The organism is Stenotrophomonas sp. YJH_SMC_122 (assembly GCF_059369535.1).
Window position 1 is genome coordinate 332,804 of record NZ_JCAFST010000001.1, and the last position, 25,787, is coordinate 358,590.

Below are 25,787 nucleotides of genomic sequence, written 5' to 3' on the forward strand. Positions count from 1 at the left end.
ATCGTCCTCAACGAAGGGTGCCGCTGGCCGCAGTGCGCAGCGCCTGGGTGATGTGCTGCAACGTGCTTGAGCGCACGGCGGCATGTTGCCAGTACAGCGGCACGTCCAGCCAGCGGCGGGGTTCCAGTACCACCACGCGGCCGGCGCGCACGGCGGGCGCGACCAGGGTTTCCGGGGCCATGCCCCAACCGAGTCCGCACGCGGCGGCTTCGACGAAACCGGTGGAAGAGGGCAGGTAGTGTAGCGGCGGCTGCAGGCGCGCGCGGGTCAGGCGCCGTACGAAGCGCCATTGCAGTTCATCCTTGCGGTTGAACACCAGCATCGGTGCGCGCGCCAGGGCTGCGGCCTGCATGCCATCGCTGAAGTACTGGCGGGCGAAGCCGGGCGAAGCGATCGCGTGGTAACGCATGGCGCCGAGCGGGTGCACGTTGCAGCCCTTCACCGGCTGGCTTTCGGCGGTCACTGCGCCGAGCACGCTGCCATCGCGCAGCAGCTGCAGGGTGTGGTCCTGGTCGTCCATGCGCAGGTCGAACAGGTAGCCATGGCGCTGGTGCAGGTCGGCGATGGCTGGGACGAACCAGGTGTCAAGCGAGTCGTCGTTGACCGCCAGAGGGATGGGCGTACGCGCAGCGTCGTCGCCACGCTCGGGTAGCAGCTCGGCCAGCGCCTCGGCTTCCAGTGCCTGCATCGGGCGTACCCGGCGCAGCAGCGCTTCCCCCGCGGCGGTTGGTCGGCAGGGTGCCTGGCGCACCACCAGGACCTGCCCGAGCCGGTCTTCCAGCGCCTTGATCCGTTGCGACAGTGCTGATGGGCTGATCGACAGGCGGCGTGCCGCGGCCTCGAAGCTGCCTTCTTCCAGCACCGCGGCAAACGCGGCCAGTTGTGGATGTACCAGATCCATGCCGGTGCCTCTTCAGTTTTCCTGCACAGGATAAAGAAAAATCAGATTGTCTAAACAGGCGCGGCGGCCGCACCCTGCGCGTCCCCTCGCTGCCTGGCCTGTCCTGATGTGGATCGCCGCTACCGCCGCCGGCCTGTTCGCAGGTGCCGGCCTGATCATCGCCATCGGCGCGCAGAATGCCTTCGTGCTGCGCCAGGGCCTGCAGCAGCGGCATGTGGGCAGGGTGGTGCTGGCCTGCGCCGGCGCGGACATCGCGTTGATCCTGGCCGGCGTCGGTGGCATGGGCGCGCTGGTGCTGCAGTGGCCGCTGCTGCTGCAGGTGCTGCGCTTCGGTGGCGCGGCATTCCTGCTCTGGTATGGCCTGCGGGCCGGGCTGCGCGCATGGCGCGGTGGTAGCGTACTGGCCGCCGCCGAGGCGCAGGCCGGCAGTGCGCGCCAGGTGCTGCTGACCTGCCTGGCCTTCACCCTGCTCAATCCGCACGTCTACCTGGATACCGTGGTGCTGCTGGGCAGCCTGTCCACGCGCTACCCGGGCGATCTGCGCTGGGCCTTCGCCGCCGGGGCCTGCGTGGCCAGCGTGGCCTGGTTCTGCACGCTGGGCTATGGCGCGCGATTGTTGCAGCCGGTGTTCCGCAGGCCAGGTGCCTGGCGGGTGCTGGATGCCGCCGTGGCGGTCTTCATGTTCTGCCTGGCGACACTGTTGCTGTTGCGTCCGCTCTAGGCCGCGTCCACCGCGCACAGTGGCGCTTCGCCGGGGCGCAGGGTCAGTACGCGCACACCGTTGCGGGTGACCGCCACCGTGTGCTCGAACTGCGCCGACAGCTTGCCGTCGCGGGTGTAGACCGGCCATTCGTCCGGCTGCTGGCGGATGGCCGGCTTGCCCTGGTTGAGCATCGGCTCGATGGTGAACACCATGCCTTCTTCCAGCACCCTGCCGGTGTTGGGATGGCCGTAGTGCAGGATCTGCGGTTCTTCGTGCATTTCCTGGCCGATGCCATGGCCGCAGTATTCCTTCACCACGCTGTAGCCGTGGCTGCGCGCGTGGCGGGCGATGGCGTGGCCGATATCGCCCAGGCGCGCGCCGGGGCGCACCGCAGCGATGCCTTTCCACATCGCCTGGTAGGCGGTCTGCACCAGCCTGCGCGCGGCGTAGTCGACCTCACCGACCAGGTAGGTGGTGCTGGAGTCGGCGATGTAGCCGTTCTTCTCCAGGGTGATGTCGAGGTTGACGATCTGGCCATTGCGCAGCACGTCGGTGGTGCTGGGTACGCCGTGGCAGACCACGTTGTCGATCGAGGTGTTGAGCACATACGGGAAGCCGTACTGGCCCTTGCTGGCCGGCCGCGCCTGCAGCTCATCGACGATCATGCGCTCGACGAAGTCGTTGATCTCCATCGTGCTGCGGCCCTGCAGCGGCAACGGGTCAAGCGCGGCGAACACCTGCGCCAGCAGGCGCCCGGATTCGGCCATCAGCGCGATTTCGTGCGGCTGCTTGATCACCGCCACGTCAGGCCCGCCCGGGTGCCAGCGCCTGTGGCTGCACGCCAGCCGCGCGCAGTTCGCTGGCGACGATGTCCTGGAAGCTCAGCGTGGGGTTCATTTCGCACAGCATGCCAACCCGGATCCAGAAATTGGCCTGGGCGTTGATCGAACGGCTGGAGACGGTGCAGGCACGGCGCAGCTGGTCGTGCAGGGTGTCATCGATGTTGACGATGCCCATCGGCGGTCCTGGTGGAATGGATATACGAAGCATATATGTTCCGTATATCCACCTCAAGCCCGCATCGTTCAGTCCACGTGGGTGGCAAAGCGCAGGCGGTTGCCGTCGGGGTCGCGCAGCAGCATTTCGCGGCTGCCCCAGTCGGTGTCATGCGGTGGCTGCTCGATCGGCACGTTGGCGGCGCTGAAGGCGCGGTACAGGCTGTCGACGTCGTCGACGATGAAGTACACCGCGCCGCCGACCTCGCAGTCACCGCTGTGCTCGGTGAGGAAGATCGTCTGGCCATCGCGGGTGAGCTGGGCGAACAGCGGGAAGCCGGACTCGAAGCGGTGTTCCCAGTCGACCACGAAACCCAGCCCCTGCACGTAGAACGGCAGGGTGGTGTCGGCGTGGCGCATGCGCAGTTGCGGGATGACGGTCTGGGGCATGGCGCGGGCTCCTGGGGCGGGAGCCCAGTGTAGTGCCGGCCGCTGGCCGGCATCCCGGCGAGCCTGGGAACGATGAGGTTGCCGGCCAGCGGCCGGCACTACCGAAGCCACGCCGGCCCGCGGCGGCACGATCGAGGCAGTCAACCGGCCGTCGGCACGGCGGCCATGGCTGCCAGCAGCTCGCGGTTCACCTGTTGGTGCCGTGCCTGCCAGACCGGCAGGTCCTCGGCGCTGATGTCGGGTTGGCCATCCAGCGACGACAGCCAGCGCTTGAAGCGGCTCTGGTAGTTGGCCAGCGAGACTTCGCCGGTGATGTCACTGCCGACCAGGCCACCGGCGCGCAGTGCTTCGATAACCACCAGTGCGTGTTCCAGCTGGAAGCGGCCCTGGTCCCAGTTGCTGCGCGCAACGTCCTCGGCGAATACATCCTTGTCGATCGACAGGTAGGTCGGCTGCGGGGACGTGGCCTGCTCGGCGGCGAACGCGGCGACCAGCGCCTCGGGATGCTCGAATCGCCGAAAGGCGTGGCCGATGCCGACGCGATGGCCCCAGCCCACGTCCACGTCCATGCACCAGTACGTCAGGCGTCCACCCATCAGCGGTCGCCAGTGGTTCTCCCAGGCATGACCGAGGCCGATGTCGCTGGAAGTGATGCCGAGCACATGGATGTGCGAGATCTGCGGCAGCTTGCTGGCGGCGTTCACCCACGAGCCGCAGTGCATGCCGAGCGGGAAACGCATGTTGTCCGGATGGTTGTCCAGCACCACCAGCTGGAACGGGGCATGCCCGCGCATGCGGCGCAGCAGTGGCAGGCTCAGGTGGTGGAAGTCGCCACTGCCGAGCATGACCGTTCCGAGCTGGGCCGGAAGCGGTGCCAGCACTTCAGCGGCGAAACGGTCGAGGGTGGCATCGCTGCAGGCGAAGCGCAGCGGATCGTGCCACTGCGGCAGGGCCAGGGTCTGCGCCTGTGGCAGCGGCAGCACGCCACCGTCCAGGTCCAGGATCAGCGGGGAACGCAATGGCATCGTTCAACCGCCTCCATCAGGTTCGCCCTGCAGGTACGGGGCCAGCTTGCGCAGGGCAGCGCGCAGCAGCGGGGAGCGGGCGTGGATCGCGTGCCGGGTGGAGGTGAAGCGGGCGCCCAGCTCGGCCTTGATCCGCGAGTCGGTCCAGCCGGCCACGTAGTGGCTCAGGCCGTGCTGCAGCGCGTACTCGAGGTTGTGCATCCAGCTGACCGCGTACAGGTTGTGCTCGCGTGATTGCGGGTAGGCCAGGCCGATGTACTTGTCCACCAGCTTTCCGGCGTGGATGTAGCACAGGTTCCAGCCGATCAGCCGGCCCTGGTGGCGGTACAGGAACATCCGTCCCTGGCCCTGGCTGTCGGCCAGCAGGTACTGGAAATAGGGCAGGTCGAGCTGGTCGAAATGCACCGCGCTCTGCGCGTATACGTCCAGGTACAGCGCGTACAGTTCGGCCTGCAGTTGCGGGTCGGCCAGGGCCGGGTTGCCGGTGGCGATGCAGTCGATCTGCAGGTCATCGCGCGAACGCAACTTGCGACGGATGTTCTTGCGGCGCGAGGATGAAAGGCGGCCGAGATAGTCCTCGAGCGAATCGAAATCGATCGCCACCCAGGCCAGCGGCATGCCTTCCAGTTCGACGAAGCCGCGTGCCAGCAGCCCCTGCAGGAAGGCGCCGCTGTGTGCGTTGGCGGCGTCGTCCAGCAGCGGTGAATCGATTGCCAGGTCCTTCACCACCAGCAGCCGGGTATCACCGATCGCGTGACGCGTCACGTCCTCGGCCAGCGCCTCCGGCGCGACGTGTGCCGGCAGCGGGGTGTACTCGGTGCTGGTGGCACCGACGAAGCGCGTCTTCCAGGTGATCCACGGCCGCCACAGGCGCGACAGCGGCAGGCCGAGCAGCTTGCTGCGCAGCGCGTCGTCCATCGTGGTGGTCAGGTCGAGTGGTGCACGGAAGGTCGGCAGGCCGCTGGGAAGGCGGCCTGCCTCGAAACCGAGCGGCGGGTGGGCCAGGAAGCCCTCCAGCAGCGCGGCCGGTTCCAGCGCGGTGCTGGATGCACGTGACGTCATCTCCATCGGCACGGGAACCGGCTGCGCATCGACCTCAGCCCTTGGCCTTGGTCAGCGCCTGGTCAAGCAGGGTGATCGCCAGGTCGATCTCTTCGTAGCTGATGTCCAGCGACGGCGCGAAGGTGATCACGTTCTTGTACCAGCCGCCCACGTCGAGCACGAGCCCCATGCGCTTGCCGTCGTGCAGCAGGCCACCGGCCAGGCCGATGTCGACCATGCGGTCCAGCAGCTCCTTGTTCGGGGTGTAGCCGTCGGCCTGGCAGATTTCCGCACGCAGCGCCAGGCCCAGGCCGTCGACGTCGCCGATTTCCGGGTGGCGCTTCTGCAGGCCGCGCAGGCCGTCGAGGAAGTACGCGCCCTTTTCCGGCACGGTGCGCTCGTAATCCATTTCCTTGCCCAGCTTCAGCACTTCCAGGCCCAGGCGGGTGCCCAGTGGGTTGGAATTGAAGGTGGAGTGGGTGGAACCCGGCGGGAACACGGTCGGGTTGATCAGCTCTTCGCGCGCCCACAGGCCCGACAGCGGGTTCAGGCCGTTGGTCAGCGCCTTGCCGAACACCAGCACGTCCGGGGTCACGCCGAAGTGCTCGATCGACCACAGCTTGCCGGTGCGCCAGAAGCCCATCTGGATTTCATCGACGACCATCAGGATGCCGTACTTGTCCAGCACGCGCTTGAGGCCGGTGAAGAAGTTGCGCGGCGGGATGACATAGCCACCGGTGCCCTGGATGGGTTCGACGTAGAACGCGGCGTACTCGGCCTGGCCGACCTTGGGATCCCACACGCCGTTGTATTCGCTCTCGAACAGGCGTTCGAACTGCCACACGCAGTGGTCGGAATACTCGTCCGGGGTCATGCCCTTCGGGCGGCGGAAGGGGTACGGGAACGGGATGAACATCGCGCGCTCGCCGAAGTGGCCGTAGCGGCGGCGGTAGCGGTAGCTGGAGGTGATCGACGAGGCACCCAGGGTGCGCCCGTGGTAGCCGCCTTCGAAGGCGAACATCAGGCTCTTGCCGCCGCGCGCGTTGCGCACGATCTTCAGCGAATCCTCGATGGCCTGTGCGCCGCCGACGTTGAAGTGCACGCGGCCGTCGAGGCCGAACTTCTCGTGCATGTCCACGGCAATGGTCTTGGCCAGCTGCACGCGGGTCGGGTGCAGGTACTGGCTGGCGACCTGCGGCAGGGTGTCGATCTGGTCTTTCAGGGCGTCGTTCAGGCGCTTGTTGCTGTAGCCGAAGTTGCAGGCCGAGTACCACATCTGCAGGTCGAGGTAGGGCACGCCCGCGCCGTCGAACATGTAGCTGCCTTCGCCGCGCTGGAAGATCTTCGGCGGGTCGACGTAGTGGACGGTGTCGCCGAAGGAGCTATAGCGGGCTTCGTCGGCCAGCAGCTGCGCATCGGAGGCAGCGGCGTCGGCGTTCTTGTCAAAAATGTTCATGCAGTTCGGTTCCGTGAAGAACGTTCGAAAGGGGTAACAGGGGAGCGCGCCTGGAAGGGAGTGCTCAGGCGGTGGCCAGCAGCAGGGGCAGTGCGGCGGGCTGCGGGCGGGCGTCGAGGCGACGTGGCTGCAGCAGGCTGCCATCGAGCAAGTGCGGCAGCAGTGCGATTGCATCGTGGAAGGTGTCGATGGCGGCATGGTCGATGCCGGCATGGGTGCAATGGGTGATCAGGCGGCGCTTGGCGAACACGAAGTCGGCGTCTTCGGATACGCAGAAATCCGAACTGCCGTCTCCGATCATCAGCACGCGCGGTGCTTCGTTGGCACGTGCCTGCGCGGCGCAGGTGCACTTGCAGGTGCCGCTGCGGCAGCCTTCGGCCTGGTAGGGCGATTCCAGCTCCCAATGGTCGCCGCACCAGCGCAGGTGGTTGGCCACCACCGGCAGCTGCGACAGGCCATGGTTGGCGAGGATGCGATGGATCGCATAGTCCAGGCCGTCGCTGACGATGCGCAGTGGCAGGCCCAGCTGCTCGGCGCGAGCGACGAAGGCGACGAAGCCTGGATCGATCTGCACCTGGTCCAGGTGCGCATCCAGCGTGGCCGGATCCAGTGCCAGCAGCCGCACCTGGCCCTGCATGCATTCACGCGAGCCGATCTTTCCTGCCTTCCACTGGTCTTCCAGGTCCTGCCAGCCCGGCTGGCCGTACTTCTCCAGCAGCGAGTCGATGACATCTTCGAGGCTGATGGTGCCGTCGAAGTCACACAGGATGCTCCAGTGCATGGGCAGTTCCGTCGATGAGAAAGGCGTCCGGCACGTTGCCGGGTAGGCCCAATGTAGGCAGGCCGCCTTTCTCGTTCCTTTCCTGTTGAAAGGCTCTTTTGACGGGCTGGGAAAGCGTTCAGGAAGGTGCATGGATGAATGCGCGGAGCGCAGGCCACACATGCATGTGCAGGTCAGGCGCGGGCCAGGACCTGCAGTATTTCGGCCGTCTCTTCACGGGTCTGCCAGGCGCTGTTGCCAAGGGTCAGCATGCGTGCGGCGAAGTCACGTGCATTGGGCACGTCCTCCTGCGGCACGATGCCACGCAGGTAGGCGTAGTCGGGCAGGGCATGGATGAACATGCGGCTGGCGCCGAGGCCGCGCGGCCACAGTGTGTCCAGTGCGGCGTCACGCGCGCGCTGGCTGGGCAGCAGCAGCATCAGCATCGGCCAGGTGCCGCCGCTACCGGCCAGGCCATCGACCACCTCCACCGCCGGCAGTTGTGCCAGCTGCACGCGCAGCTGCAGTGCGCGCAGGCGCCCGGCCTGCAGGAACGCCGGCAGCCGCCGTGCAGCATGGGCACCGATGTTCTGCCGCCATCGGCTGACCCGGTGCTGCGGTATGTCCAGCGGGAAAGTGTCACCGACCGCGTCTTCCAGATCGCCACGCTGCAGTGCGCTGCGCAGCGGATTGCCGTACACCAGCGACAGCAGCGAGGGGCGATAGCAGGCGGCGAGGCCAAGCAGCTGCACACTGCGAAGCAGCTCCCAGCGCAGGTTGAAGCGCACATGTTCGGCGGCATGCTCGGCCAGTTCGGCGCGCAGTTCGTCATCGCGGCTGACCAGCAGGCCGCCTTCGTGCAGGCTCAGCCCCTTCCCGGCAGCGAGGCTGAAGAATCCGATATCGCCACGCAGGCCGACACTGCTGTTGCCCACCCGTGCGCCCAGCGCCTGTGCGGCATCTTCGATGACCCAGGCGCCGGCGCCGCGGGCGATGTCGCAGGCCCGCTCGACATCGGCGATGCGACCGCCGAGGTGGGTCGGCAGGATGGCCAACGTACGCGCATCGGCCAACCGTTTGAGCGGGCCGGGATCGAAGTCGAAGTGGCCGCGCCGGGTATCGCACAGCTGCACGCGCAGGCCGAGGCTGTGCACCGCGATCGGCACCAGCGGGCAGGTGTAGGCCGGCATGATCACCGTGTCGCGCCTGGGCGCGCGCTTGCGCAGGGTGCGCAGGGCGATCAGCAGCGCGTGCGTGCCGGAACAGGTCAGCTGCAGCGGCGGTGTGCCCAGCTGGTTGGCCAGGATCCCGCGCAGGTCACCGCCACCGGGAAGGAAGTCGCTGGCCTGCATCGGCAGGCCGGCGGTCGGTGGCAGTTCGCGCGCGAACAGGCTCATCGCAACGCGCTCACGAGGCGTTTTCGGTGGGACTGTGCGGGTCGTCCGCTTCCGCGCGGCCGAGGCAGACGATGCCGGCCACGATCAGGACCGCACCGACAAGGTGGTGCAGGGTGAGAGGCTCTTTCAGCAGCCACGCCGAGAGCAGCAGTACGCTGATGACCTCCAGGTGCGAGGCCGCGAACGCCGGGCCGATCGGCGCATGCCGCAGCAGGCTCATCCAGGTGAAGAACGCACCAACGTAGCCGAGGATGGCGCCGTACACCCAGGGTTGCGACAGCACGCGCAGCAGCCAGGCGGTGTTGGCCTCGACCGGCAGCGCAGCATCGCCGGCGTACTTGAAGCACAGCTGGGCCAGCGTATCGAAGGCCATCAGCAGCGGAAAACCGATCACGTACAGGCGCCTCACGAGCCGGCCCCCACCACCGCCACGCCTGCTGTGACCAGCAGCATCCCGGTCACCCGCAATGGCGTGAGCTTCTCGCGGAACAGGATGCGGCCGGCGATCATCAGCGCCACGATGTTGATCGAGCCCAGCAGCACGCCCTTGGACAGCGGAACCAGTGACAGGAAGGCGATCCAGGCGACGAACTCAAGCACGTAGCAGGCGATGCCGATCCACAGCCAGGGGCGGCCGAGCATGTGCTTCCAGCGCTGCAGTCCCTCGCCCTCCTGCGGGTCACTGGCGGCGGCCTTGAAGGCGAGCTGGCCACCGGTATCGAGCACGACATTGGCCAGCCACAGCAGCGTGGCGAGTGCCCCCATCTCAGGCCACCGCCTTGAGGACGCCGCTGCGTTCACCGATCCCGGTGAAGAAGCGCGCGCTGCGGCGGATCACCTCGCGGCGTTCGCGGTCGATCGTGATCATGTGGTAGCTGTCCTCCAGTACCACCAGTTCCTTCGGGCCACTGACCCGCGACATCACCAGTTCGGCATTGCCCATGCTGGCCACGTCGTCTTCGCGGGCGTGCATCACCAGGCACGGGGCGGTGACCTGGTGCAGGTGGCGGCGGGTCCAGTTGCTCAGCGCACGCATCTCGGCCAGCGCGTGCCAGGGATTGCCCGGAAGGCCGGCCGCCGCGCTGTCGCCGGACAGCATGGCGGCGCTGACCTGCGCACGCAGGCGCTCGTCGCGCAGGCCGTACGGCGGTTCTTCCATGAACATGCGGTCGCGGCCGATGTTGAAGCGCTTGAACCACGGCAGCAGGAACGACAGGCGGGCGACGGCGGGAATGTTCCAGCCGTCGTAGCGGAAGGTGGCGCCATACACACCGACGCCGGATACCCACTCGGGGCGGCGTGCGGCCAGCGCCAGCGCCAGCACCGCGCCCATCGACAGGCCCCCGGCGAACAACTGGTCGACCTTGCCGCGCAGGCTTGCCGCCGCATCTTCGACGCCTTGGTACCACTGTTCCCAGGTGGTCGCCAGCAGGTCATCGACGGTGCCGCAATGGCCGGGCAGCTGCACGCCGTGTACGGTGAAGCCGGCGTTGTTCAGGCCCTTGCCGAGCATGCGCATTTCCGCCGGGGTACCGGTCAGGCCGTGGACCAGCAGCACGCCCTGCGGGCCACCGGGGAGGAAGAAGTCGTGCGATTCGGTCACCTGGCGGCTCCGGGACGGCAGTGGGGAGGGTCAGGATCGCAACCGCGATTTTCGCCAGCCTTTCAGCGCCCCGGTCCGGGTCAGGGGCCCTTCAGCAGCGGCAGCGTGATGGCGACCTTGAGCCCGCCGCCGGGGCGGTTGAGGAAGCTCAGGCGCCCGCCGAAGTGCTCCACCGCCTCGTGGGCGATGGCCAGGCCCAGGCCGGTGCCGCTGGCGATGGTGCCGGGGGCGCGGAAGAAGCGCTCGCCCAGCCGCGGCATCACGTCCTCGGGTACGCCGGGCCCGTTGTCCTCCACGTACAGTTCGACGTCATTGTCATCCAGCGCGTGCACGCCGACGGTGACGGTCGCATCGCGGCCGGCATAGCGCAGCGCATTGTCGATCAGGTTGTCCAGTGCTTCCTGCAGCTGGGCACCGTTGCCGAGCACGCGCAGCGGCTGGGGGCTGCCGCAGTAACCCAGATCGATGCCATCGCGGATCGCTTCAGGTACGCGTGTACCGACCCACTGCGGCACCCGTTCGCACAGGTCCAGTGCCTCCACCGTCTCCGGCACGGTCTGGGCCCGGCTCAGCGCCAGCAGCTGGGTGCTGACCCGCGCGGTGCGCTGGTTGAGCCGGCGGATGTGCTGCAGTGCCTCGCGCACCGTGTCCGGGTCGCCATGCGCCAGTGCCTGGTCCACGTGCAGGGCCATGCCGGCCAACGGCGAACGCAGCTGGTGCGCGGCGTCGGCGATGAAACGGTTCTGCAGGGTGATCATTTCCGCCTGGCGCGCGAACAGATCGTCGATGGTGCTGATCAGCGGCTGGATCTCTTCGGGCACGTCGGCATCGGAGATCGGTGCCAGTTCGCCGCGGCGCTGCGCCAGGCGGGTCCTCAGCGGGGTCAGGATGCGCAGGCCATGGGTCACCCCGAACCAGACCAACGCGGCGGTGCCCAGCGCCAGCATGGTCATCAGCGGGATGATGATCATCAGGATCTCGCGCGCGCGCTGGCGTCGTTCGGCCATGCTTTCGGCCACCGTCACCGCCAGCTGGTCCTGCGGATCGTTCATCGCACGCGTGCAGACGGTGGCCATGCGCACCGGCTGGCCGTTGAGAATGCCATCGTACAGGGTGGGGTCCACGCCGGTGCATTCCTGCGAAGGCGCGTAGGCACTGAAATCCGCATTGCCGCTGAGTGTCCCCTGGCGGCTGCTGTCCACGTTGAAATAGCGATGGCCGTCGGGCTCGTACTCGATCAGGAAGCGCGCCTGCGGAGACAGGTCGCTGGTCACCGGCATGGTGCTCAGCATCTGTGCGAACGAGTGCGTGTCGTCGATCAGGTTGCGGTCGTGGATGCGGTTGGAATAGTCCAGCGCAACGTAATAGGCCAGGATCGTATTGAAGGTGAGCAGGCCAAGCATCGGCAACGCCAGGAAGGCGAGCAGGCGCCGTCGCAGGCTGGGGGGGCCGCTGATCACGGGGCGCTGTCGTCCTGTGCGTCTTCCAGCATGTAGCCCAGCCCACGCACGGTGCGGATGCCCATGCCGCCCGGCTGCAGCTTGCGGCGCAGGCGGTGCAGGGCGATGTCCAGGCCGTTGTCGGTCAGGTCCTGGCCCCAGTCGCACAGCGCTTCCACCAGCTGCGCGCGTGACACGATGCGCTCTGCACGCACCGCCAGCGCCGACAGCAGCCCGAACTCGCGTGCGGTCAGTTCAAGTGATTGGTCGTCGATCCATACGCGGTGCCCGGCCAGGTCCAGGCGCAAGCGGCCGATGCGCAGGTCCGGATTGCCATTGCTGGTGACCCGCCGCAGCTGTGCACGCACGCGGGCTTCGAATTCGTCCAGTGCGAACGGCTTGACCAGGTAGTCGTCGGCACCGAGGTCGAGCACGCGCACCCGCTCGGCCAGGCCGTCACGCGCGGTCACCACCAGCACCGCCAGGCCATCGCCGCGCTGGCGCAGTCGTTGCAGCACGTCGCGGCCATCCAGTTGCGGCAGCCCCAGGTCCAGCACCAGCAGTGCGTACTGTGTCGAGCCCAGTGCTGCATCGGCGTGCGCACCGTTGTCGACGTGGTCGACCACGTGCCCCTGCCGGCGCAGCGAGGCGCACAGGCCCGAGGCGATGTCCGGGTCGTCTTCAGCAATCAGAACGCGCATGCGCGGGGGCTCCTGTAACGGTCAGGCCCACCGGCTGGGCGGGGTGGGCCTCTCGGCTGCCGAAGGGTAGCCGCAAACCGGGTGAAGGTGGAGCGCGCCGGCACCTCCCGGCGCCGTCACGCTGTCCCTCCATTCAGTCCTGCAGCCCCGGCTCACCCAGCGCCAGCGGCACCCGGGAGCCATCCAGCAGGCCACGGCTGAGCTTGCCATCCTCGATGAACAGCAGTTCGCCGTTCTCGCCGTTCTTGATGCTGCTGTCGATGGCGATCACGCGGTCGCCGTGGAAGCTGCTGACGTGTGGCATCGAGGTATGGCCGACCACGATACGCTTGAGCTGCAGGCGGTCGAGCACGGCCTGCACACCCGCGGTGTCGAGGCGGCCATCGAAATAGCCGCGGTACCAGATCGGGCTGGTCTTGCCGTCATACAGCGGTGCGGTGGCCGGGTCGGCCTTCACTTCGGCCTTGGGCAGGCCCAGAGAGGCCTGATAGGCCGCATTGGTGCGTGCCGGGTCCAGCGCCAGCTGCACCGCCTCGGGCGAGATGCCGCCGTGCAGGAACAGGGTATCGCCGATCTTCAGCAGCACCGGGCGGGTGCGCAGCCACTGCCCGATCACCGAGTCGGCGCCATACAGCTGCGGGTAGCTGCGGCCCAGCAGCTGGGCGCTGCGCAGGTACTTGGGGTTGACGTAGCGCAGGTCGTCGTACAGCACCATGGTTTCGTGGTTGCCGAGCACGAAGTGCACGGCGCCACCGGCGGCGGCCGCCTGCTGCTGCAGGCCGTAGAGCAGCCAGAACGCCTCGGTCACCTGCGGGCCGCGGTCGAACACGTCGCCGGCGATGACCAGCGTGTCCTTGCCCAGCGCCCAGCGATCCTCCGCGTCGATCACGTGGTGGGCACGCAGCAGGCGCACCAGCAACCCGTACTGGCCGTGGATGTCGGACAGCGCGACGATGCGGGGTGTGGCCGGCAGCACCGAGACCGAGGCTGCATTCGGCGCAGCCACATGCACGGTGTGTTCGTAGCCGCAGCGCGGTGCGATATCGGTCCCTGTTGCCCCGGCGGCAAGCGTGCGCGATTCGACCTTGTCGGCGCAGATCCATCGGGCCTGCAGCTGGTCGCCCTGGCGGAACACATAGGGGCCATCGGCCTGCACGTGGTCGGCGGGCGCGGCAGCCTCGCGGGCCTGCGTGGTTCCGGCGCTGCAGGCCAGCAACGGCAGCAGCAGGGCGGTCATCAGGGAAGGGCGATAGCGCGACATCGTCGGTGTCCGGCGGCGGAAACATCCGATGCTAACCGGCGCGCCCGGGGCGCGGTGTGCGCGAATGGGCGGGTCAGGCGCTGTGCCCGTCGTCCCTGAGCTTGCGCACACGGGTGGCGGCGGCCTGCAGCGGCCGACCGTCGCGCCCGCGCGGCTGCATGTACGGCAGCGGTCGCCGCGTGCTGGATTCGATCAGCTGCGAATGAGCTTCGCCTGCACCGAAGCGATGGCGTTCACCCCATTGGCGCAGCGCGACCAGCACCGGGAACAGCGCCTGTCCCGCGGCGGTGAGCACGTATTCCTGATAGGCCGAGCCGTCTGAGGCCGGTTGCAGTTGCAGGACGCCGGCCTCGACCAGCCTGCGCAGGCGATCGCTGAGGATGTTGCGGGCGGCGCCAAGGCTGCGCTGGAAGTCGCCGAAGCGGCTGACGCCGTCGAAGGCATCGCGGATCACCAGCAGTGCCCAGCGATCACCGAGCAGGTCGGCGCTGCGGGCTACAGGACAGGGACTGTCGGCGTGCATGCTGGCTATCTCCTAATGCGGTTGCAGTTTAAAACCAATGACGATAGCCTGCATCAAGTTTCAAATTGCAACTACATAATGGGTGCCACATCGCTTCCCCGCCCGCTGCTGGTCCTGCTTGCGGTTGCCGCCGGCGCCAGCGTCGCCAACGTCTACTACGCGCAGCCGCTGCTGGATCAGCTTGCACGCGCCTTTGCGCTGGACCGGGCCATGGCCGGCGCGGTGCTGGCTGCCACCCAGGCCGGCAGCGTGCTTGCATTGCTCGGGTTGCTGCCGCTGGCCGATCGCGGTGACCGGCGGCGCCTGCTGCGGCTGCAGTTGGCGGCACTGGTGGCGGCCCTGCTGTGGCTGGCAGCGGCACGCACGGCCGGTTGGCTGTTGTCTGGCATGCTGCTGGCCGGGCTGTTGGGCACCGCGCTGACCCAGGGCTTGATCGCCTATACGGCAGCGATGGCTCCGGCCGCGCAGCGCGGGCGCGTGGTGGGGGTGGTGCAGGGTGGGGTGTTCATCGGGCTGCTGCTCGCGCGCGTGCTGTCCGGCACGGTGGCGGCCATTGCCGGCTGGCAAGCGGTCTATCTGCTGTCGGCAGCGCTGATGGCGGTCCTGGCCGTACTGCTGTGGCGGCGCCTGCCCGCAGTGCCGGCGCCATCGGTTCCTCCACGCTGGCGCGAGTTGCTGGGCTCGATGCTGGGCATGCTGCGCCGGGATCGAACGCTGCGCGAGCGCGGTCCGCTGGCGTTGCTGCTGTTTGCCGGACTCAACGTGTTCTGGGCGGCGGCCCCCTTGCCGCTGTCGGCGCCACCGCTGCAGTGGTCCACTGCGGCCATCGGTGCGCTCGGCCTGGCCGGGGTGGCAGGTGCATTGATGGCGTCGCGGGTCGGGCACTGGATGGACCGCGGTCTTGCCGATCGGGTCAGTCTTGGCGCGCTGCTGCTGATGCTGGTCGCGTGGTGGCCGCTGCTGGGCCTGCCGCAGTCGCTGTCGTTGCTGCTGCTGGGCGTGATCGTGCTCGACCTCGGTGGGCAGGCACTGCACGTATCGAACCAGGCGCTGCTGCTGCGTGCGCAGGAAGGGCAGCATGGGCGCCTGGTGGCGTTGTACATGCTGTTCTATGCAGTTGGCAGTGGGGCGGGTGCGGCAGCGGGGCCCTGGGTGCAGGCCCGGCATGGCTGGCCCGCTGTGTGCCTGCTGGGGGCGGGCATCGCGTTGCTGGCGCTGCTGTGGTGGGCAGCATGGCGGGTGGTGGTGTTCAACGCCTCGGCTGGGCCGCGAACCGGTAGAGTCGACTGTCGGTAGAGTCGACTGTCAGTCGACTGCTCTTCGCCCCGCGTGCGAAAAATCCCGCGCTGCGCGCGATAGTCGACCAGCGGTCGACTCTACCTGTCCTGTCGTCATCGCTGCAGTGCACGCCGTCCCGGGGCTTCCTGCAGGTCCGCGCTGGCCACTACCACGCGGTTGCGGCCGCTGCGCTTGGCCTCGTACATCGCCGCGTCGGCACGTGCCATCAACCGTTCGTAGTCCGGGTGGCCATCATGGCCGGCCACGCCGATGCTGGCAGTCAGTTCCAGCACCTGGCCATTGGCCAGCACAACCGGCGACTGCGCGATCTGCCGGCGCAGGCTCTCGGCAATCACCGAGGCCTGTGACTCGCTGGCGGCAACCAGCACCACCACGAACTCCTCGCCGCCGTAGCGGAACAGGTAGTCGCTGCCGCGGGTCAGCTGGCCGAGCAGGCCGGCGACGTGCTGCAACGCGCGGTCGCCGGCGTCGTGGCCGTGACCATCGTTGATCGCCTTGAAGTGATCCAGGTCGAGCAGCAGCAGCGAGAACGGCGTGCGGTTGCGCGTGGCCAGCTCGATCTCCCTGCGCAGCACGGTAGGCAGGAAGCGGCGGTTGAGCAGGTTGGTCAGGGCATCGCTGCCGGCATCCAGTTCGCCGATGCGCTCGAACAGCAGCGTCATCAGGGTACGGATGGCGGCCAGGTCCTCGCGGATGGCCGGCAGCACCGCCAGTCGCTGCGCCGGGGTGTCGGTGGCGGCCTGTTGCAGTCGATCATCGATACGCGCCATCAACTGCCCGACCTGCTGGGTCTCGCTGCTCTCGCCGAAGCTGGGGATGCCCTTGTGGGTGAACCACAGGCCGAACTCGGAACTGGCCAGGCTGGCACTGTCGCTGCCCTGCACGTGGCCGGCCAGTGCGTACAGCAGCGCGTTTTCCCAGTCCAGCAGCAGGGCGCGCTGGCGCTCGCGTTCAGTACCGACATTCTGCACCAGCGAGAACAACCGGTAGGCAGCATCGGCACGGGTGGAGCGCTCGCGTGCATGGGTGTAGGCCAGGGTCATGCCTTCCATGGCGATGTCCATGATCGCGCTGAGGCAATCGATGGCGGCGAACGCGGTGGCGCTGTCGGGCGCGTCGTCGCGCAGGCGAACGAACAGCTCGTGCTTGAGTACGCGCGCGCCGCGGGTGACCAGGTCGACCGGAATGCCGACCCGGGCGTGCACATCGCCGATCACCCGTTGCGAGGCGACGGTGGCGGCAATGCCGTCGGCATCGGTGGTCAGCAACTGCACCAGCCAGCGCTGCATGGCCGGTTGCAGGCGTTGCTTGACCTGGTCGTGGGACAGGAAGCGGCGTGCACGCCCGTCCTGCAACAGCACTTCGTAGAAGCGACGGGCCAGCGCCGGCGGGGCATCGGTTACGGCGGCGTGCAGCAGCGCGGTGGCGGCAGGGCCGGCCTGTTGCAGGCAGTGCTGCCAGGCCTCGGCCAGCGGCTGGCTGGCATCGTCCAGTTGGGGTGGTTCCACGTCGATCTCTGACTGCGTACGGCAAACCACGGGTATCGGCCGCGGTGGCGTGCGGTTGATGGTGGGTAAGCCGGCCAGTTTAAGCGCGATGCAGGGTCGTTCGGCACGCAGGGCACATCACGCCTGCGGTAGCAATGAGCGAACGCATTTGAGAATCACTCGCATTGGTGGGAGAATGCGCGCACGGATCGGGCCGCAGGCGACTGCAGCGACGCTCCGCCTCCCCTCGTCGTTGCCTCAAGCCCTTTGCCAGAGGCCCCGTTGCCCTGCCAGAAGGTCCAGATCATGTCTCCTGCCGTTGTCCTCTCGCCGCGCCCGCTGGCGCTCGCCGTTGCCGCCCTGCTGGCCGGCAGTGCCATGGCCGCCCATGCGGAAACAGACGCTACCGATATCGATACCGTGCATGTCACCGCTTCGCAGATTGCCCGCCAGGCATTGGGTACCTCGACCATCACCGCCGAGGACATCGCCAGGCGCCCACCGGCCAACGACATCGCCGAACTGCTGCGGACCATGCCGGGCGTCAACCTCACCGGCAACAGCGCCTCGGGCCAGTACGGCAACAACCGCCAGATCGACCTGCGTGGCATGGGCCCGGAAAACACCCTGATCCTGGTCGATGGCAAGCGCATCGGTGCGCGCGATGCCGTGCGCATGGGCCGCAGCGGTGAGCGCAATACCCGCGGTGATACCAACTGGGTGCCGGCGGAAATGATCGAGCGCATCGAAGTGCTGCGCGGCCCTGCGGCGGCACGCTATGGCTCCGGTGCTTCCGGCGGCGTGGTCAACATCATCACCAAGCGCCCGACCGGCGACCTGACCGGAGCGGTCGACCTGTATGGCCTGGTGCCCGAGCACAGCGCCGAAGGCGGCAGCGAGCGCGTCGGCCTGCAGCTGAGCGGGCCGATGACCGATACCCTGTCGTTCCGCCTGTACGGCAACCTCAACAGGACCGACGCCGACTCACTGGACCTCAACCGCCAGTACGCCACCAACCCGAACGCGGTGCCGCCGGCTGGTCGCGAGGGTGTCAAGAACCGCGACGTCAACGCGTTGCTGCGCTGGGACATCACCGCCGACCAGGTGGTGGAGTTCGAAGCCGGCACCAGCCGCCAGGGCAACATCTACGCCGGTGACCGCGCGGTCAGCACTACCGGTACCTCGACCGGCGTTGACCTGGCGGCGCTGGCCGAAGGCGAAGCGGAAACCAACCGGATGTACCGCAACACCGGCGCGATCACCCATCGCGGCCGCTGGGGCGACGTGACCTCGCGGGTGACCGCCGCGGTGGAAGCGGTCAACAACTCGCGCATCAATGAAGGCCTGGCCGGTGGCCCGGAAGGCAGCTTCAACGGCACCGACTGGTCGACCTCGCGGCTGCGCAACTACCAGCTGGATGGCGAAGTGAGCTTCCCGACCACGCTGGGCGGCGCCGAGAACATCTGGACGCTGGGCTTTGAATACCTGGACAGCCGCCTGACCGACCCGTACTCGATGAGCCAGTCCAGCAGCAGCGGCGGTGGCATCCCGGGGCTGTCGGCCGATCGTGCGCGCGGCAAGGCCGATGCGCAGACCACGGCGGTGTTCGTGGAGGACAACATCTACCTGGGCGAGCGCTGGATCGTCACCCCGGGCCTGCGCTTCGACCACCACAGCCAGTTCGGCAACAACACCAGCCCCAGCCTCAACGCGCAGTTCCGCATCAGCAGCGACTGGGTGGTGAAGGGCGGCATTGCCCGCGCGTTCAAGGCGCCAAACCTGTACCAGTCCAATCCGGACTATCTGTACTACACCCGTGGCAACGGCTGCCCGAATGCACTGCCGAGCCTGGGTGCCGGTTGCTACATGCGCGGCAACGCGGACCTGAAGGCGGAAACCAGCCTGAACAAGGAACTGGGCATCGAGTGGGCACCGCAGAGCGGCTGGCAGGCGTCGTTGACCTACTTCCACAACGATTACAAGGACAAGATCCAGGCCGGCTACACCCAGATCGGGCTGACCGCCGACACCAAGGGCCGCATCTTCCGCTGGGAGAACGCGCCGAAGGCGATCGTGCAGGGGCTGGAAGGCAACCTGGTGATCCCGCTGGTGGGCGAGCAGGGCAACCGCCTGAAGTGGAGCAACAACTTCACCTACATGGTGGAAAACGAGAACAAGACCACGCACCAGCCGCTGTCGGTGATTCCGAAGTACACGATCAACACCATGCTGGACTGGCAGGCCACCGACAGGCTGTCCGTGTTGCTGACCGGCACCTTCTACGGCAAGCAGGAACCGGCCACGACCAACATCAACAACGACCCGCGCTGCACCGGCAGCTGCGATGCATCGATCGCGCTGCAGGATCGTGGCGCGTACAACATCTGGGGCGTGAGCGCGCGCTACAAGGTGACCGAGACGGTCAGCTTCGGCTTCGGCGTGAACAACCTGGCCGACAAGCGCCTGTTCCGCGAGGCCAACAGCAGTGATGCCGGGGCGGCGACCTACAACGAGCCGGGCCGCGCGTACTGGGCCAGCCTGCGCTTCGGCTTCTGACCGCAGGCGGTCGTCGGTCTGCGGCCCTCGCCGGGCCATGCCCGGCGAGGGCTCGTGTGGCCTGCAATGTTATAAACAGCGTAATAGTCTCCCCCGCCGGCACCGCGTAGCCTGCACCGCATCGCAAAGGAGCTGTTGCCATGGGCCACGACCACGATCACCTGCCGTCCCAGATCCGCCACGAGAAGCCCTTGTGGTGGGCACTCGGCCTGACCACCACCTTCCTCGTCGTCGAAGTGGTGGGCGCGTTCTGGACCAACAGCCTGGCGCTGCTGTCCGACGCCGCACACATGGCCACCGATGCGCTGGCGCTGATGATCGCGCTGGTCGCGGTACGGTTGAGCCGGCGCCCGCCGGATGCGCGCCGCACCTACGGCTATGCACGGCTGGAAGCGTTGGGCGCGATGATCAACGGTGCCATGCTGTTCGTGGTCGCCGCCTACATCCTGTGGGAGGCGGTCGGCCGTTTCCGCCAGCCGCAGGAGATCGCCTCCTCCGGCATGCTGGTGATCGCGGCTGCGGGCCTGGTCATCAACCTGATCTCGATGCGCCTGCTGCAGGCGGGCAGTGGCGAGAGCCTCAACGTGAAGGGCGCCTACCTGGAAGTATGGGCCGACATGCTCGGCTCGGTGGCAGTGATTGCGGGCGCATTGTTGATCAAGTGGACCGGATGGAAACCGATCGACCCGATCCTGGCCGTGCTGATCGGCCTGTGGGTGCTGCCGCGTACCTACGTGCTGATGCGTGAGGCGATCAACGTGCTGCTGGAAGGCGTGCCCAAGGGCATGGATGTGGCCAGGGTGCGCGACAGCCTGTCCGGTCATGCTGCGGTGCTGGACGTGCATGACCTGCATGTGTGGGCGCTGGCCTCCAGCACGCCGGCGCTGACCGCGCACATCGTGATGCGCGACGGCACCGACGCCGATGCGCTGCGCCGTGAGCTGGGCGGGCGCCTGCACGATGACTTCGGCATCGAGCACGTGACGCTGCAGATTGAAGCGGACCACTGTGGTGAAGCCTGCGCTGGACCGGCGTCGGCCAAGGGCGGCGCGCAGCAGGGCCATGAAGGCCACGACCACGGTGAGGACGCGCAGGGCCATCGCGGCCACGTGCATCATTGAATGAAAATGAAAGCCGCACCGGGGAATGCCCGGTGCGGTCATTCGTCCCGTCGCGAGGCCAGCCGATCCGCCAGCCGGGTCGGTTCCGGCAGCCGGTAACCGCGCAGCGTGCGCTGCACCCAGTCCAGCGCGGTATCGGCACTGACCCGATGGCCGCCGGCCACGAACAGCGGCTTGCAGCGCACCTTGCTGCGCAGCACCCAGCCCAGTTGTTCGTCGCCATCCTGCAGCGGCGCATGTGCACCGGCCTCGGCGCCCGGTTCGACGAACCGGCCCACCAGCTTTGACTTGGCCACGCCGATGCTGGGCAGGTCGGTGACCACGCCCAGATGCGCGGCCACGCCCAGCCGGCGCGGATGGCTGATGCCATGGCCATCGACGAACACCAGGTCCGGCGTGCGCGGCAGCAGCGCCAGCGCGGCCAGCAGTGCCGGCAGCTCGCGGAAGCTGAGCAGACCGGGGATGTAGGGCATCACCGTGGGGATGCGCGCGATCTCCTGCGCCACGGGCTTCAGCGTCTCCACGTCCAGCAGTACCGCCGCGGCGCGGGTGATGGCGCCGTCGTCTTCAAAGCCAACATCCAGCCCGGCCAGCCAACGGACGTCGCGTGGCAGGCGGTCCTGGCGCTCCACGCGGCCGGCCAGCTGGAGCTGCTGCGCGCGTGCCGCGGAGACGCTGCCTTCCCAACATCCGGGATCGATCACCGTATTCATCGGTCACAGCATCGCACGGGCGGCGCCACGGCCCGGTGAGCGGCGGCCGGGCTACAATGGCGGCCTGCCTTTCCTCGCGTTGGAGACCCTGCAGTGACCCGTAAACTCGTACTGTTGCGCCATGGCCAGAGCCAGTGGAACCTGGACAACCGCTTCACCGGCTGGGTCGATGTCGACCTGACCGAGCAGGGGCGCCGGGAAGCGGCCGCCGCCGGTCGCCTGATGCGCGAGGAAGGCCTGCAGTTCGACGTCGCCCACACCTCCGTGCTCAAGCGTGCCATCCACACCCTGCAGGGTGCGCTGGCCGAGCTGGAGCAGGACTGGCTGCCGGTGACCAAGTCCTGGCGCCTCAACGAGCGCCACTACGGCGGCCTGCAGGGGCTGGACAAGGCCGAGACCGCGGCCAAGCACGGCGAAGAGCAGGTCAAGGTCTGGCGTCGTTCGTACGACATCCCGCCGCCGCCGATGGACCTGGAAGATCCGGGCCACCCGATCCATGACCGCCGCTACGCCGGTCTGGACCGCAACGCGCTGCCGGGCACCGAGTCGCTGGCCACCACCCTGGACCGCGTGCTGCCGTACTGGCACGACGCCATCGCGCCGCAGCTGAAGGACGGCAAGACCGTGCTGGTCACCGCCCACGGCAACTCGCTGCGCGCGCTGTACAAGTACCTCAACAATGTCTCGCGCGAGGAGATCCTCGAGCTGAACATCCCGACCGGCATCCCGCTGCTGTTCGAACTGAACGATGACCTGACCGTGCAGTCGTTCCGCTACCTGGGCGACCCGGAAGCGGCGCGCAAGGCCGCTGAAGCAGTAGCCAACCAGGGCAAGGCGAAATAAGAAGCAGAAGGCCGGCGCAAGCCGGCCTTCGCTTTTGTAGAGCCGAGCCCACGCTCGGCCGGCGCTGTCGCAACCCGGTAGAGCCAACCCATGGGGGCTGCATCAGCCAGCTACGAGGGATCCATGCGGCGCACCTTGGGCGGCTGCAACGCGGCAATGTCGATGACGTGGTCCTGGCATATCACCTGATAGTGCGTGAATGGGCCCGGGTAACTGACATCGGCGAAGGTGGCATGGTCCAGATAATCGAGGAACTTCGAACGGCTGTAACGGCGGAAGAGGTTGCCGCTCCAGGCTTCGGAGTCGTCCCAGCTCTGGTAGGACTCGTTGTGCACGGCGTAGCTGATGTAGGCGTTCCAAACCAGCTCGAACCGCTGCGAATGGGAAGTTATCTCTATCGCGCGCACGCCCTCGATCGAACGTCCATTGCCGAAGTCCACTGGGCGGGGCTCTCCTGTCACCTGTCCCTCTTCGATGACCAGCCGCAGACAGTTGGCCTCCGGTTCGCCAATACCCGTCAGGAATAGATACTCGCAGCTGTCGAGGGCCAGTAGCAGCGCAGCGTCGTCCATGGGCGCGATATCCGGTGATCGGGAAGATAAGAATACCGGCGTGCAGTTGGTTGGCGACTCCACGGGCTCGTGACCTTTGGCCGGTCCCTGCCGTGGGCGTGCCCGGCTACCCTGTGAAATTACCCGCAGGAGAGCCTCATGAACGTCCGCAATCTGGTCCCGCTGGGCCTGACCATCGCCATCGCTGCCTCGCTGGCCGCCTGTGGCAAGAACGAAACCGCGCCGGCGGCCAGTGCCGACGCCAAGCCGGCCTTCGACCTGTCGCAGATCAAGACGCCGCTGATCTCGCTCAACAGCGCCGACCTGGATCCGGCCATTTCGGCCTGTACCGACCTCAATGGTTTCGTCAACAGCAAGTGGCTGAAGGCCAACCCGGTGCCGGGCGACCAGACCACCTGGGGCAGCTTCGAGATCCTGCGCGAGCGCTCGCTGGAAGTGCAGCACGCGCTGGTGCAGCAGGCCGCCGCCAGCCAGGCCAAGGCCGGCTCAGTGGAAGCCAAGATCGGTGACATCTGGAAGACCGGCAACGACGAGGCCAAGATCGAAGCCGCCGGCCTGGCGCCGCTGCAGCCGCAGCTGGACAAGATCACTGCACTGAACGACACCGCTGCCATCACCCAGTACCTGCGCGACAGCCAGGCCGAGGGCAAGGGCGTGCTGTTCTCGCTGTTCGCCAATGCCGACTACAAGGATTCGGCCAACGTCATCGCCTACGTCGGCCAGGGCGGCCTGGGCCTGCCGGAGAAGGGCTACTACTTCGACGACGCGCAGGCCAAGATCCGCGACGCCTACGTGGCCTACATTGCACAGGTGCTGACCCTGTCCGGTGTGGACGCGGCGCAGGCCGCCGAGCAGGCCAAGGCCGTGATGGCCTTCGAAACCCGCCTGGCCAAGGCCTCGATGTCGCGCATCGAAATGCGTGACCCGGCCAAGCGCTACAACCCGCTCAGCGCCGCAGATGCCGACAAGCTGACCCCGAACTTCAGCTGGACCGCGCTGTTCGACACCCTGAAGGTGCCGGCCGCACAGAAGTTCTCGCTGGCGCAGCCGGGCTTCTTCGGTGAAATGGACAAGATGCTCGCCGATGTGCCGGCCAGCACCTGGCAGGCCTACCTGCGCTTCCACACCATCGACGATGCCTCGCCGTACCTGAGCAGCCAGTTCGAGAAGGCCAACTTCGATTTCTACGGCACCACCCTGCGTGGCCAGAAGGAAATGCAGCCGCGCTGGAAGCGCGTGCTGGAGTCGGTCAACGGCGGCATGGGCGAAGCCCTGGGCCAGCTGTACGTCGACGCCGTGTTCCCGGCCGAGTCGAAGGTGGCCATGCAGCACCTGGTGGAGAACCTGTCGCAGGCACTGAAGGCGCGCCTGGAGCAGCTGCCGTGGATGGGCGAGGAAACGAAGAAGAAGGCACTGGAAAAGTGGGCCAGCTTCACCCCGAAGATCGGCTACCCGGACAAGTGGCGTGACTGGTCGGGCTTGCAGACCAACGGCGACAGCTACCTGGGCAACATGCAGGCAGCACGCGCGTTCAACTACCGCTACATGCTGGACAAGATCGGCAAGCCGGTGGACAAGACCGAGTGGGGCATGACCCCGCAGACCGTCAATGCCTACTACAACGCCACCAAGAACGAGATCGTGTTCCCGGCGGCGATCCTGCAGGCGCCGTTCTTCGACGCCAAGGCCGATCCGGCGCTGAACTACGGCGGCATCGGCGCGGTCATCGGCCACGAGATGATGCACGGCTACGACGACTCCGGCAGCCAGTTCGCCGCCAACGGCAACTTCGACAACTGGTGGACCGACGCCGACCGCAAGGCCTTCACCGGGCGTACCGACCAGCTGGTCGCGCAGTTCGACGGCTATGAAGCGGTGCCGGGCGTGAACGTGAAGGGCAAGTTGACCCTGGGCGAGAACATCGGCGACCTGGGGGGGCTGACCGTGGCCTATGACGCGCTGCAGATGGCGCTGAAGGAAGACCCGAAGGCCAATGTCGACGTCGATGGCCACAGCCAGGACCAGCGCTTCTTCATGAACTGGGCCACCGTGTGGCGCCGCAACTTCACCGATGGCGAGCTGCGCGTGCGCCTGAACACCGATCCGCACGCGCCGGCCAACTTCCGTGCCAACGGTGCGCCGTCGAACATGCCGTCGTTCGCCGCTGCATTCCAGTGCAAGGCGGGTGATGCGATGGTGCGCGCCGACGACAAGCGTGTGGTGATCTGGTAATTGATCACCCGTGATGCGTGAAGCGAAAGGCCCGGCGAACGCCGGGCCTTTCGTTTGCCCGGCCGATCTCAGGCCAGTTCTGGTTCCCGCTCCAGCATGCGATGGAAGCGTTGCAGCACGTACGGGTCCACCAGCCCGCCGGCCTGCTCGTCGATGATCCGCAATGCGGCCTCGTGCTCCATCGCATTGCGATACGGGCGCACGCTGGTCATCGCATCGTAGGCATCGGCGATGGTGACGATGCGCGCACCCAGCGGGATGGATTCGCCGCGCAGCCCATCGGGGTAGCCGCTGCCATCGAAGGCCTCGTGATGGGCGCGGATCAGCCGCGCCACCGGCGAGGCGTCGCTGCGACCGGTGGCCAGGAAGATGTGTTCGCCGCGTACCGGATGCTCGCGCATGATCGCGCGCTCCTCATCGGTATGCCGGCGTGGTGCCAGCAGCACGTCATCGGGTATGCCGATCTTGCCGATGTCATGGAAGCGCGCGGCCAGGCCGATCTGCGCACGGGCATCGTCATCAAGATCGCAGTGCGTGGCCAGGCGCTGCGCGAGCAGGCCAACGCGGTCGCAGTGGTGGCGGGTGTAGGCGTCGCGCATCTGCAGCGACATCGCGAGGGCATCGATCAGGCAGGCCTGCGCGTGCAGCAGGTCGGGGGCGGGTACGGCGTCAGGAAACATGGTCATCCGCCCGCACCGGGTGGGGACCG

General features: G+C 67.5%; 26 protein-coding genes. 6 read left to right on the plus strand and 20 right to left on the minus strand.

The annotated features are described in order from the left end of the window. Nucleotides 1-7: 7 nt before the first annotated feature. Nucleotides 8-901: a LysR family transcriptional regulator ArgP gene (locus AC5P66_RS01570; protein ID WP_099494797.1), complete on the minus strand. Its 894-nt coding sequence runs from the start codon at nt 899-901 to the stop codon at nt 8-10. A 106-nt stretch (nt 902-1,007) separates the two neighbouring features. On the opposite strand from AC5P66_RS01570, the gene AC5P66_RS01575 reads away from it, so the two are divergent. Next, nucleotides 1,008-1,622 carry a LysE/ArgO family amino acid transporter gene (locus AC5P66_RS01575; protein WP_099494798.1) on the plus strand — a complete coding sequence of 205 codons (615 nt, stop codon included), beginning with the start codon at nt 1,008-1,010 and terminating at the stop codon, nt 1,620-1,622. Here the strand turns inward: AC5P66_RS01575 and map are convergent. The 15 genes from map to AC5P66_RS01650 all read right to left on the minus strand — a co-directional run bounded on the left by map (nt 1,619) and on the right by AC5P66_RS01650 (nt 14,255). Then, complete coding sequence (gene map / locus AC5P66_RS01580; protein WP_049414149.1) at nt 1,619-2,401, minus strand: type I methionyl aminopeptidase; 783 nt, start codon at nt 2,399-2,401, stop codon at nt 1,619-1,621. The genes AC5P66_RS01575 and map overlap by 4 nt on opposite strands. A gap of 7 nt (nt 2,402-2,408) precedes the next feature. Beyond that, nucleotides 2,409-2,621 (minus strand): ParD-like family protein, encoded by a 213-nt coding sequence (locus AC5P66_RS01585; RefSeq protein WP_006425741.1) that lies wholly within the window; start codon nt 2,619-2,621, stop codon nt 2,409-2,411. A 68-nt stretch (nt 2,622-2,689) separates the two neighbouring features. Beyond that, nucleotides 2,690-3,049, minus strand: coding sequence for a bleomycin resistance protein (locus AC5P66_RS01590; protein WP_099494799.1), 360 nt, complete (start codon nt 3,047-3,049; stop codon nt 2,690-2,692). 140 nt (nt 3,050-3,189) lie between these two features. Beyond that, nucleotides 3,190-4,074: a hypothetical protein gene (locus AC5P66_RS01595; RefSeq protein ID WP_099494800.1), complete on the minus strand. Its 885-nt coding sequence runs from the start codon at nt 4,072-4,074 to the stop codon at nt 3,190-3,192. A 3-nt stretch (nt 4,075-4,077) separates the two neighbouring features. Beyond that, nucleotides 4,078-5,142: a GNAT family N-acetyltransferase gene (locus AC5P66_RS01600; RefSeq protein WP_099494801.1), complete on the minus strand. Its 1,065-nt coding sequence runs from the start codon at nt 5,140-5,142 to the stop codon at nt 4,078-4,080. Nucleotides 5,143-5,170: 28 nt separating this feature from the next. Then, the gene (locus AC5P66_RS01605; protein WP_049414116.1) at nt 5,171-6,571 is read right to left on the minus strand and encodes an aspartate aminotransferase family protein; all 1,401 of its coding nucleotides are present in this window, start codon (nt 6,569-6,571) and stop codon (nt 5,171-5,173) included. A gap of 64 nt (nt 6,572-6,635) precedes the next feature. Beyond that, nucleotides 6,636-7,352: an MtnX-like HAD-IB family phosphatase gene (locus AC5P66_RS01610; RefSeq protein WP_099494802.1), complete on the minus strand. Its 717-nt coding sequence runs from the start codon at nt 7,350-7,352 to the stop codon at nt 6,636-6,638. 173 nt (nt 7,353-7,525) lie between these two features. Beyond that, nucleotides 7,526-8,728, minus strand: coding sequence for a DegT/DnrJ/EryC1/StrS family aminotransferase (locus AC5P66_RS01615; RefSeq protein ID WP_099494803.1), 1,203 nt, complete (start codon nt 8,726-8,728; stop codon nt 7,526-7,528). Between the two features lie 10 nt (nt 8,729-8,738). Next, the gene (locus AC5P66_RS01620; RefSeq protein WP_049414110.1) at nt 8,739-9,137 is read right to left on the minus strand and encodes a DMT family transporter; all 399 of its coding nucleotides are present in this window, start codon (nt 9,135-9,137) and stop codon (nt 8,739-8,741) included. Beyond that, nucleotides 9,134-9,493 carry an EamA family transporter gene (locus AC5P66_RS01625; protein WP_049414108.1) on the minus strand — a complete coding sequence of 120 codons (360 nt, stop codon included), beginning with the start codon at nt 9,491-9,493 and terminating at the stop codon, nt 9,134-9,136. Before AC5P66_RS01625 ends, AC5P66_RS01620 begins: the two co-directional genes overlap by 4 nt. Before the next feature lies 1 nt (nt 9,494). Beyond that, nucleotides 9,495-10,331: an alpha/beta hydrolase gene (locus tag AC5P66_RS01630; RefSeq protein WP_049414105.1), complete on the minus strand. Its 837-nt coding sequence runs from the start codon at nt 10,329-10,331 to the stop codon at nt 9,495-9,497. 80 nt (nt 10,332-10,411) lie between these two features. After that, nucleotides 10,412-11,791 carry a sensor histidine kinase gene (locus AC5P66_RS01635; RefSeq protein ID WP_099494804.1) on the minus strand — a complete coding sequence of 460 codons (1,380 nt, stop codon included), beginning with the start codon at nt 11,789-11,791 and terminating at the stop codon, nt 10,412-10,414. After that, nucleotides 11,788-12,471: a response regulator gene (locus AC5P66_RS01640; RefSeq protein WP_008265770.1), complete on the minus strand. Its 684-nt coding sequence runs from the start codon at nt 12,469-12,471 to the stop codon at nt 11,788-11,790. The genes AC5P66_RS01635 and AC5P66_RS01640 overlap by 4 nt, the downstream gene beginning before the upstream one ends. Before the next feature lie 133 nt (nt 12,472-12,604). Next, nucleotides 12,605-13,732, minus strand: a complete 1,128-nt coding sequence (locus AC5P66_RS01645; RefSeq protein WP_099494805.1) for a metallophosphoesterase — start codon at nt 13,730-13,732, stop codon at nt 12,605-12,607. A gap of 73 nt (nt 13,733-13,805) precedes the next feature. Beyond that, nucleotides 13,806-14,255 (minus strand): winged helix-turn-helix transcriptional regulator, encoded by a 450-nt coding sequence (locus AC5P66_RS01650; protein ID WP_099494806.1) that lies wholly within the window; start codon nt 14,253-14,255, stop codon nt 13,806-13,808. Between the two features lie 15 nt (nt 14,256-14,270). Here AC5P66_RS01650 and AC5P66_RS01655 point away from each other — a divergent pair, with 15 nt between their 5' ends. Beyond that, entirely contained in the window at nt 14,271-15,551 is a 1,281-nt protein-coding gene (locus AC5P66_RS01655) for an MFS transporter (RefSeq protein ID WP_111096412.1), read from the plus strand. Nucleotides 15,552-15,646: 95 nt separating this feature from the next. Here the strand turns inward: AC5P66_RS01655 and AC5P66_RS01660 are convergent, their stop codons facing one another. After that, nucleotides 15,647-17,062 carry a GGDEF domain-containing protein gene (locus AC5P66_RS01660; RefSeq protein ID WP_099494565.1) on the minus strand — a complete coding sequence of 472 codons (1,416 nt, stop codon included), beginning with the start codon at nt 17,060-17,062 and terminating at the stop codon, nt 15,647-15,649. 285 nt (nt 17,063-17,347) lie between these two features. Here AC5P66_RS01660 and AC5P66_RS01665 point away from each other — a divergent pair, with 285 nt between their 5' ends. Both AC5P66_RS01665 and AC5P66_RS01670 read left to right on the plus strand, forming a co-directional pair. Then, nucleotides 17,348-19,597, plus strand: coding sequence for a TonB-dependent siderophore receptor (locus AC5P66_RS01665; RefSeq protein WP_099591087.1), 2,250 nt, complete (start codon nt 17,348-17,350; stop codon nt 19,595-19,597). 140 nt (nt 19,598-19,737) lie between these two features. Next, a complete protein-coding gene (locus AC5P66_RS01670) occupies nt 19,738-20,718 on the plus strand; it encodes a cation diffusion facilitator family transporter (RefSeq protein ID WP_099494564.1) in 981 nt (326 codons plus the stop codon). A gap of 38 nt (nt 20,719-20,756) precedes the next feature. Here the strand turns inward: AC5P66_RS01670 and nfi are convergent, their stop codons facing one another. Beyond that, on the minus strand, nt 20,757-21,431 hold the full coding sequence (gene nfi, locus AC5P66_RS01675; protein ID WP_014646440.1) for a deoxyribonuclease V: 675 nt from the start codon (nt 21,429-21,431) through the stop codon (nt 20,757-20,759). 93 nt (nt 21,432-21,524) lie between these two features. On the opposite strand from nfi, the gene gpmA reads away from it, so the two are divergent. Next, entirely contained in the window at nt 21,525-22,274 is a 750-nt protein-coding gene (gene gpmA, locus AC5P66_RS01680; protein ID WP_099494563.1) for a 2,3-diphosphoglycerate-dependent phosphoglycerate mutase, read from the plus strand. Nucleotides 22,275-22,384: 110 nt separating this feature from the next. On the opposite strand, the gene AC5P66_RS01685 is transcribed toward gpmA, so the two are convergent. Continuing rightward, on the minus strand, nt 22,385-22,846 hold the full coding sequence (locus AC5P66_RS01685; protein WP_099494562.1) for a hypothetical protein: 462 nt from the start codon (nt 22,844-22,846) through the stop codon (nt 22,385-22,387). Between the two features lie 138 nt (nt 22,847-22,984). On the opposite strand from AC5P66_RS01685, the gene AC5P66_RS01690 reads away from it, so the two are divergent. Next, entirely contained in the window at nt 22,985-25,078 is a 2,094-nt protein-coding gene (locus AC5P66_RS01690) for a M13 family metallopeptidase (RefSeq protein ID WP_099494561.1), read from the plus strand. Between the two features lie 68 nt (nt 25,079-25,146). Here the strand turns inward: AC5P66_RS01690 and AC5P66_RS01695 are convergent, their stop codons facing one another. After that, nucleotides 25,147-25,764 carry an HD-GYP domain-containing protein gene (locus AC5P66_RS01695; protein WP_049411129.1) on the minus strand — a complete coding sequence of 206 codons (618 nt, stop codon included), beginning with the start codon at nt 25,762-25,764 and terminating at the stop codon, nt 25,147-25,149. Nucleotides 25,765-25,787: the final 23 nt, after the last annotated feature.